Annotated in this window: 3 protein-coding genes; all 3 read left to right on the top strand. The window is 67.4% G+C overall.

The window, feature by feature from the left end; genetic code table 11:
- The first annotated feature begins 241 nt into the window (after positions 1 to 241).
- Positions 242 to 1,009, top strand: coding sequence for a helix-turn-helix domain-containing protein (locus SJ20_RS09055; protein WP_235281289.1), 768 nt, complete (start codon positions 242 to 244; stop codon positions 1,007 to 1,009).
- Entirely contained in the window at positions 1,006 to 2,139 is a 1,134-nt protein-coding gene (locus SJ20_RS09050; RefSeq protein ID WP_044659678.1) for a DUF2637 domain-containing protein, read from the top strand. The genes SJ20_RS09055 and SJ20_RS09050 overlap by 4 nt, the downstream gene beginning before the upstream one ends.
- The coding region (locus SJ20_RS09045) for a helix-turn-helix domain-containing protein (protein WP_044659677.1) at positions 2,136 to 2,476 on the top strand (341 nt) is incomplete at its 3' end. The genes SJ20_RS09050 and SJ20_RS09045, both read left to right, overlap by 4 nt.

Raw genomic sequence — 2,476 nt, 5'->3', positions numbered from 1 at the left:
AACCTCATGACCCACAACATCTAAGCCGCGCATCGGTGTCAGCACGTATGAACGGGCACCGCGATTTCACCTTCACGGAACTCGAGACCGTCGCTGACTTTCTTGGGTTGTCGATGCGAGACCTCTTCGTGTTCGAGGCCGAGGAGGGGAAGCCGTGACGGCGACAGTGGTTGACCCTGACCACGGCGCGTCCATGACTGCTGCGGCAGCGCGTGACCTCACGGACCAGATTAAGACTGGCATGGAGTCGGTCTACCACCTCATCCGTTCGGCATATCGAGGACGGGCCTGGGCCGTTCTTGGCTACCGCAGCTGGGACGACTACGTGACCCGTGAGTTCGGAAACCTCCACCTCCGTCCGCCCTTGGAATATCGGCAGGACGTGGTCCTCTCACTTCGTGAGGCCGGCATGAGCGCACGCGCCATCGCAACCACCACTCAGTTGTCTAAGAGCACCGTGCACCGGGAACTCGACGCGACGGCGGGTCGAGATGTCCCAAATGGGACACCTGGAAACGCTCGGCGGGTGACTGGCACGGACGGGAAGACCTATCAGCCGGTGCGCGAGCGAGCCGCGACGTCGTCCGAAGGGCCAGAGGCGGTGCTCGAGGGCCAGATGGGCCTGGACTCGGTGCTGGACATGCCGGCCGAGGACTTCGGGATCGAGCCGCTGAACTTGGTCCGGCACGACGAGGAACAGAAGGGCCGCGCGCGTCGTGTGCTGACTGCGTTCAACGGGTCGGGTGCGGCCGCGGTGCCAGCGCTGATCAAGGCGGCTACCCCGGTGGCCTCGCTGGTGTCTCCGGCGACGGGTAAGGCGCTGGTCGAAGACGAGGACTTGCACGGGGTCGTGTGGGACTCGGTGCGGTGCGTGCGGACGCTGGCGCACGTGATCCGGTCCGTGGGGCATGTCGAGGGCGAGTCCCAGGCGGAGATCCGGTCGACGCTGCGGGACGCGGTGGACGACCTGGATGAGGTGCTGAAGAAGATCGAGGAGGGCACGCGATGAGCGCGCAGCAGATGTGGGAGGCCCGAACGTCTGGGCCGAAAAGGGCGGAAGCCCCGGCCAGCGGGCAGGCTGTCGGGGCTTCCGAAAACGCTCAATCCGAGACGGTGCACATTCCAAAGAACACGCTGGTCGAGCACTCAAAGGATAGCACCGGGGCGCGGCCCACGGACAGTGGGATTCGGACGCTTCCGCGCCGGGTCAACCCGAACGATGGGCGGTTCATCCGGGCCGTGGTGGCCGGGACCGCTGTGGCCGGGCTGGTGGCGTTCTCCATTTCGTTCGCGGCGCTGTACGAGGTCGCGGCGTGGCTGGGGCTGCCGCCGTTCATGCATTGGGCAGTGCCGGTCTTCATAGACCTGGCGATCCTGGTCTACGCAGGCTCCGTACTGGTGCACGAGTCTCGAGGGGAGTCCGCGCGGGCGTCGTGGTGGGCGCTGGGGGCGTTCACGGGGCTGTCGATGATCGCCAACGGGGCGCATGCGTGGAGTGCTGAGAACGCGAGCGTGTGGCAGTCCGTGGTGGGTGCGCTCATCGCGGTGATGGTTCCGGTGGCGGTGTTCGTGGCCACGGATCAGCTGGCGCGGGTCGCGGTGGAGAACCCGGACTCGCGGCGGGCCGAGCGCGCATCGCAGGTGTCGGAGGAAGCAGAGCAGCTGAAGGCTCAGGCGGAGCTGGATCGTCAGCGCGCGGAGCTGGAGGCCGAACTCGCAGCGAGCCGCTGGCAGATCGAGGCCCAGCGGCGCGAGGCCGAGCGGGAGGCCGAGGTGGCCGAGGCTCGGCACCGGCAGGAGCTGGAACGGATGGAGCGTCAAGCCAAACTCGAGACCGAACGCGAGGCCCGCGAGGTTCCGCAGGCCGTGGTCGAGGAATCGCAGGTCGCCCAGGGGATCGAGGTCGTCGAGACCGTGGCGTCGTCAGAGCCGGTCGCCGCAGAGACGAAGACGGTGGAGAAGGCATCGGGTGCGGACATCACCGCATGGATCGTGGCCCGTGCGCAGGAGGGCCAGGTGCCCTCGGCGGCGGAGGTCGCAGAGAAGTTCGGGTGCTCAGAGCGCACCGGGCGCCGCCGCTTGGCCGATGCCCGTGAGGCGCACGCCGAGGCATTCGGGACCGAGGAGGAGCAGGCATGAGCATCGAAGCGATGAAGTGGGCGCAGAAAGTCGCGGAGACAGGCCAACTCAACACCGGCCAGGCGTTCGTGCTTTTGCTGCTGGGTGACCATGCGGACGAGGCGTGGTCGTGCCACCCGAGCCAGGAGTTGTTGGCCCGGCGGTCGGCCCAGACGGTGCGTTCGGTGGAGCGGCACATCGCCCGCCTGCGAGACCTGGGCCTGGTGGACACCGAGTCTCGCTACGGGGACGGGCGCGGGCGGATCGGCTTGAGGTACTACCTCCGCGAAGAGGCCCTGAACGACCTTGTCCAAGACGCCGAGACCCGCATGAACACGCGACCCGACAATCTGTCGGG

Origin of the sequence: Micrococcus sp. MS-ASIII-49 (assembly GCF_000946635.1) — a bacterium.
Taxonomy (GTDB): Bacteria; Actinomycetota; Actinomycetes; order Actinomycetales; family Micrococcaceae; genus Micrococcus; species Micrococcus luteus.
This window is presented reverse-complemented; position numbering and strand designations above follow the sequence as displayed.